Below are 7,011 nucleotides of genomic sequence, written 5' to 3' on the forward strand. Positions count from 1 at the left end.
TCGCCGCCGGCCATGGCCATGCGATTACTCACGTGATACTGGCCGCCCTCGGCGCCTACTTCGCCCGCGTCCACGAGGTCGAGGAGGTGGTGATCGGTGTTACCGTGCACAACCGGGGATCGGCGCGCCAGAAGAAGACCGTCGGTATGTTCTCGTCAGCCAGCCCGGTCGGCATCCGCGTCGATCCAAATGGCTCGTTCGTGGACCTGATGAACGAGGTGGCCGCCGAATTGCGGCGCTGCTACCGCCACCAGCGCTTTCCCATTGCCGAAATCAACCGCCACCTGCGAGTAGGGCAGCAGGGGCGCCGGCAGTTATTCGACATCACCTTGTCCAATATGGGTTTCGACGCCGTCGGCCAGCTCGGCGGCGCGCCGGCGCGGCTGGTACCGATGGACAACGGCTACGAGCATGCGCCGCTGGCCATCCTCATCCGCGACCACCATCCCGGCGAGGAGGTGATTATCGATTTCAACTACAACTCGCAGCTGTTCGCGCACGACGAAGTGGTGCGGATGCAGGCGCGCGTTGCGCTGCTGATGGAGGCCGCACTGGCCGATGAGGGCATGGCGGTGAGCCGCCTGCCGCTGCTGGATGCGCGGGAGAGCCGGCAATTGCTGGTCGATTTCAACGCCAATGCGGCGGCCCGCCCGCAAGGTGAACTGATACAGCAACTGTTCGAAGCGCAGGCCCTCGCCCGTCCGCATGCGGCCGCCCTGGCATGGGAAGGCGTCAGCGTGAGCTACGATCAGCTGAATCGCCGCGCCAACCGCCTCGCGCACCAGTTGCGTGGCCTCGGCGTACGGCCGGATGACCGCGTCGCCATTTGCGTCGAACGCGGCATCGACATGATCGTCGCCGTGCTGGCGACCTGGAAGGCGGGTGCCGCCTATGTGCCGCTCGATCCCGCCTATCCAGGCGAGCGCCTGGCTTACATGGTCGAGGATGCCGCGCCCGTGGTGGTGCTGACGCAACAGGCGCTGCGGGCGCTGGTGCCGGCGCCCGCAGCGCAGGTGGTGCTGCTCGATGCGCTGGACGACACGTTGGCGGCCTTGCCGGACACCAACCCCGATCCTGCCGCCAGCGGCCTGCGCGCCGAGCACCTGGCGTATGTCATTTACACCTCCGGTTCCACCGGCAAGCCGAAAGGCGTGATGAACCAGCATGCCGGCCTGTGCAACCTGGCGCACACCCTCATTGCCGACTTCGGCGTGGGACCGGACAGCCGCGTATTGCAGTTTGTCTCGTTCAGCTTTGACGTCTGCGTCTCCGAAATCGTGATGGCGCTGGGCAGCGGCGCCACGCTATGCCTGGCTTCGCCGGATGCGCTGCTGCCGGGAGAAGCGCTGGCGCGCACCCTGCAGGAAAGCGACATCAGCCACGTCAGCATGCCGATGGCCGCACTGGCGGCCCTGCCGCGCGACGCCGATCTGGGCAGCCTGCAGGCCCTGATCGTCGGCGGCGAGGCCCTGCCGCCGGCGCTAGCTGACCACTGGGGTGGCAAGTACCGTCTGTTCAACGCCTATGGACCTACCGAAGCCACCGTGTGCACGACAGCCTATCGCCACGTTGCCGGCCGCCACTGCGACGCGATTCCGATCGGCCGTCCGCTGGCCAACACCCGCATTTATATCCTGGACCGTCATCTGCGGCCGGTGCCGGTGGGCGTGGCGGGTCAGATCTACATCGGCGGTGCAGGTGTCGCGCGCGGCTACCTCAATCGTCCGGAGCTGACAGCGGAACGCTTTGTCGCGGATGAGTTTTCCGGCCTTCCTGAGGCACGTATGTACCAGACCGGCGACCTGGCGCGCTGGCTACCGGACGGCAATATCGATTTCATTGGCCGCAACGACTTTCAGGTCAAGATTCGCGGCTTTCGCATCGAGCCGGGCGAAATCGAAGCGCGCTTGGCCGCTTGCCCGGGGGTACAGGAAGCGCTCGTCGTGGCGCGTGAGGACGCGGCGGGCGAGCCGCGCCTGGTTGCCTACCTGACGGCGAGACCCGGCGTCGTGCCGGGAGCGGCGGACCTGCGCGCCGCGCTGGCGCGGGATCTGGCCGAACACATGCTGCCGGCTGCCTTTGTGGTGCTGGAGGCCTTTCCGCTCACCCCGAATGGCAAAATCGACCGCAAAGCCCTGCCGGCTCCCGATCAGTCGGCGGTGGCGGCGCGTGCCTATCAGGCGCCGCAAGGCGCCGTCGAGGAGGCCGTGGCCCGCATCTGGCGCGAACTGCTCAAGCTTGAGCGTATCGGCCGCCACGACCAGTTCTTTGAACTGGGCGGGCATTCCTTGCAGGCGGCGCAACTGGCGGCGCGCGTGCGTCAGGTATTGGGACGCGAAGTGACCCTGCGCACGCTGTTCCAGCATCCCGTGCTGGCGGCATTCGCCGCCGTGGTGGCCGATGCTCCACGCAGCGTAGCCGACCTCATCACCACGGTCGACCGCAGCCAGTCGCTGGCCTTGTCCTATGCACAGCAACGCCTGTGGTTCCTCGATCAGCTTGATCAGGCCGCCGGCGCGGCCTATCACATGCCGGCCGCGTTGCGCCTGCATGGCAAACTGGACAAGCCGGCCCTGAAAGCCGCGCTGGATCGCGTCGTGGCGCGCCACGAGAGCCTGCGCACCACCTTTGCGGACTTCGAAGGGCAGACTGTGCAGACGATCGCCGCCGCGGACAGCGGCTTCACCCTGCACGAGTGCGATCTGAGCCAGATGTCCGGCCACGAGCGCGAGTACGCCGTGCAGCGTCGCTCCGACGCCGAAGCGATCGGGGCCTTCGACCTGGTCAACGGCCCCTTGATCCGTGGGCAGCTGTTGCGCCTGGCCGAGGACGAACACGTGTTGCTGATCACCCAGCACCACATCATCTCTGACGGCTGGTCGCTCGGTGTGCTGGTGCGCGAAGTCAGCGCCCTCTATACGGCCTTCAAACGGGGCGCGGCCGATCCGCTGCCGCCGCTGGCAATCCAGTACGCCGACTACGCGGCCTGGCAGCGCGACTGGCTGCGCGATGGACCTCTGCGGACGCAAAGCGCCTTCTGGAAGGAACAACTGGCGGGCGCGCCGGCACTGCTGGAGCTGCCGACCGACCGTCCGCGTCCGGCGCAGCAAAGTTACGCCGGCGGCGCAGTGCCCCTGAGACTGGATGCGGAACTGACGTCCGGCCTGAAAGCGCTGAGCCAGAAACATGGCGCCACCCTGTTCATGACCCTGCTGACGGGCTGGTCGATCCTGCTGGCGCGTCTGTCGGGTCAGCACGATGTGGTGGTGGGCACGCCGATCGCCAATCGCCAGCGCGCCGAGGTCGAAGGCCTGATCGGTTTCTTCGTCAACACGCTGGCGCTGCGCGTCCAGGTGGACGACGACCTGAGCGTGGCGCAGCTGCTGGCCCGGGTGAGTGCCGACACGCTGGCTGCCTATGACCATCAGGATATACCGTTCGAACAAGTGGTGGAAGTGGTGCAGCCTGTGCGCAGCATGAGCCATAGCCAGCTGTTCCAGGTGCTGCTCAATCTGGACAACGCACCGGGCGAACGCACCCTGCACCTGCCCGATCTGGCGATCGAGATGCTCGATCCGGCCCACATCACCACGCACTTCGACCTGAGCCTGGCATTGGCGCACGAGGAAAGCGCCGCTGGCGCCACGCTCGTCGGCTACCTTGAATATGCCAGCGACCTGTTCGACCCGTCGACGATTCAGCGCATGGCTGCGCACCTGGACACCTTGCTGCGCGCCATGGTGGCCGACGACGCCAGCCCTGTCAGCCGCTTGACGCTGACCACCGAGGTCCAGCGCGACCAGTTGCTGTTGGCGTTCAACGACACGGCGCGGGCCTATCCCGAGCACCAGCTGATCCACGAATTGTTCGAAGCGCAGGCCTTGGCCCGGCCCCAGGCGCCAGCGCTGGTGGAGCAGGGTGTCACCCTGAGCTACGGCGCGCTGAATCGCCAGGCCAACCAGTTGGCGCATTACCTGCGCGCCCAGGGTGTCCAGCCGGATGACCGCATCGCTATCTGCATGGAGCGCGGCAGCGCCATGCTGATCGGCTGGCTGGCCATCCTCAAGGCGGGCGCCGCCTATGTGCCGCTGGATCCCGGCTACCCGGCCGAGCGCCTGTCCTTCATGCTTGACGATTGCGCGCCCGTGGCCATCCTTGTTCAGGCCGCGCTGACGCCGGTGCTGCCAGCCACCTCTATCCCGATCCTGGCAACTGATGAACCGGCCATCGCGCAGGTGCTGGCCGCGCAGCCGGACACGGATCTCGATGCCGCCGCCATCGGCCTGCGCGCCAGCCACCTCGCCTACGTGGTGTACACCTCCGGTTCCACCGGCATGCCGAAGGGCGTCATGGTCGAGCACCGCAATGTGGTGCAACTGGTGATCAACGAACCTTGCGTGGAGATCACGCCGGCCGATTGCATGGCCTATTGCGCCAATCCCGCCTTCGACGCATCGACCTGGGAAGTCTGGGGTGCCCTGCTCAACGGCGCAAAACTGCTGGTGGTGTGCCAGCAGGATCTGCTCGATCCTGCCGCCTTCGGCGCGCTGCTCGACAGGGAGGCGGCCAGCATCGTGCAATTGACCGCCGGCCTGTTCCACCAGTACGCGGAGGCGCTGGCGACGTCATTCTCGCGTCTCAATTACCTGCTGTTCGGCGGCGACAAGGTCAACCTGACGACGGTGGCGCAAGTGTTTCGCAACAGCCGGCCACGCCATCTCGTGCACACCTACGGTCCGACCGAGACGATCGCCTTCACCGTCACCTTCGAAGTCGACGAATCGGTGATCGATGCTCATGTACTGCCGATCGGCCGCCCGATCGCCAATACGCGGGTCTACATCCTGGACCGTCACCTGCAGCCGGTGCCGGTCGGTGTGGCGGGCGAGATGTATATCGGCGGTGCAGGCGTTGCCCGCGGCTACCTGAACCGCGTTGAACTGACGGCCGAACGCTTTGTCGCCGATCCGTTTTCCGATCAGACGGACGCGCGCCTGTACAAGACCGGCGACCTGGCACGTTGGTTGCCAGACGGCAATATCGAGTTCATCGGCCGCAACGACTTCCAGGTTAAGCTGCGCGGCTTCCGTATCGAGCTGGGCGAGATCGAGACGCGGCTCGCGGCTTGCGCTGGCGTCAGGCAGGCGCTGGTCATGGCCCGCGACGACGTTGCCGGCGACAAGCGGCTGGTCGCTTACCTGACCGCGCAGGAAGGCGTGACGCTGGATGTGGCCGCCTTGCGCGCCGAGCTGGCGCGGCACCTGGCCGACTTCATGCTCCCGGCCGCCTTCGTGGTGCTCGATACCTTCACGCTCACCCCGAACGGCAAAGTTGACCGCAAGGCGCTACCGGCGCCGGATCGTTCCGCCGTGGTGGTGCGCGACTACGAAGCGCCGCGCGGCGCGACGGAGGAAAGCGTGGCCCGCATCTGGCAGGCGCTGCTCAAGCTTGAACGCGTCGGCCGCCAGGACCATTTCTTCGAACTGGGCGGACACTCGCTGCTGGCCGTGCAAATGATGGCGCGCCTGCGCCAGGAGCTTGGCCGCGAGCTGGGCCTGCGGGAGCTGTTTCTGCACCCGACCTTGTGCGACTTCGCCGCCGCTGCTGAAAATGCCGGCGCCGCCGCCGCCAGTATCGCACCGGTCGATCGGCACCAGCCTCCGCCGCTGTCGTTCGCCCAGCAGCGCCTGTGGTTCCTCGACCAGCTCGATCACGCTGCCGGCGCCGCCTACCACATGCCGGGCGCGCTGCACCTGCGCGGTGCGCTGGATAAGGCCGCGCTGAAAGCCGCGCTGAACCGCATCGTGGCGCGCCACGAAAGCCTGCGCACCACCTTTGCCGAGATCGATGGCCAGACGGTGCAAGTGATCGCCGCGCCGGCAGCGGGCTTCACCTTGGGCGAGCATGACCTGAGCCACCTGTCCGGCCGCGCCCGTGATGCTGCGCTGGCCGACATCAGCAGCATGGAAGTGGCGCGGCCGTTCGACCTGTCTGCTGGCCCGCTCATCCGCGGCCAGTTGCTGCGCTTGTCCGAAGATGAGCACGCCCTACTGATTACCCAGCACCACATCGTTTCCGATGGCTGGTCGATGGGTGTGCTGGTGCGCGAAATCAGCACCCTGTACGCTGCTTTTACCCAGGGCCGCGACGATCCGCTGCCGCCGCTGGCGATACAGTATGCCGACTACGCAGTCTGGCAACGCGGCTGGCTGCGTGGCGAGGCGTTGCGGGCGCAGACAGCGTTCTGGAAGGAACAACTGAGCGACGCGCCAGCGCTGCTGGAACTGCCGACCGATCATCCGCGTCCGGCGCGGAAAAGCTATGCCGGCGGCAGCGTGCCGCTGCGCCTTGACGCCGACGTCACGGCGGCTTTGAAAGCGCTGAGCCAGAAGCATCAGACCACGCTGTTCATGACGCTGCTGGCCGGCTGGGCCGCGCTGTTGGCGCGCCTGTCGGGACAAGACGACGTGGTGATCGGCACCCCGGTCGCCAATCGTCAGCGCACCGAGGTCGAGGACTTGATCGGCTTCTTCGTCAATACGCTGGCACTGCGCGTCAAGCTGGATGGCGAGCCGAGCGTGGCGCAACTGCTGGCTCAGGTCAAGGCCCACACGATGGCTGCCTACGATCATCAGGATCTGCCGTTTGAGCAAGTGGTGGAAATAGTGCAGCCGGCGCGCAGCATGGGCTACAGCCCGCTGTTCCAGGTCGCGATCAATCTGGACAGTGGCGACCAGGAGGGCACGCTGGCGCTGCCCGGCCTGACAGTGAGCAATATGGCGCAAGCCCACGTGACCAGCCGCTTCGATCTCAGCCTGATGCTGAGGGATGACGGCGATACCATCAGCGGCGCCATCGAATATGCCAGCGATCTGTTCGACGTGTCGACGATCCAGCGCCTGGCCATGCATCTGGAAACGCTGCTGTTCGCCATGACGGTCAATGACGGCGCGACGGTGCGCCGCCTGCCGATTCTCACCGCCGCCCAGCGCATCCAGGTGCTGGAGTCGT

1 protein-coding gene is annotated in these 7,011 nt (G+C 66.5%); it reads left to right on the plus strand.

Annotated features, from left to right (window positions below):
• The coding region (locus AC0V2Y_RS26400; protein WP_475418391.1) for an amino acid adenylation domain-containing protein at positions 1-7,011 on the plus strand (7,011 nt) is incomplete at both ends.

The organism is Janthinobacterium sp. BHSEK, assembly GCF_056174685.1.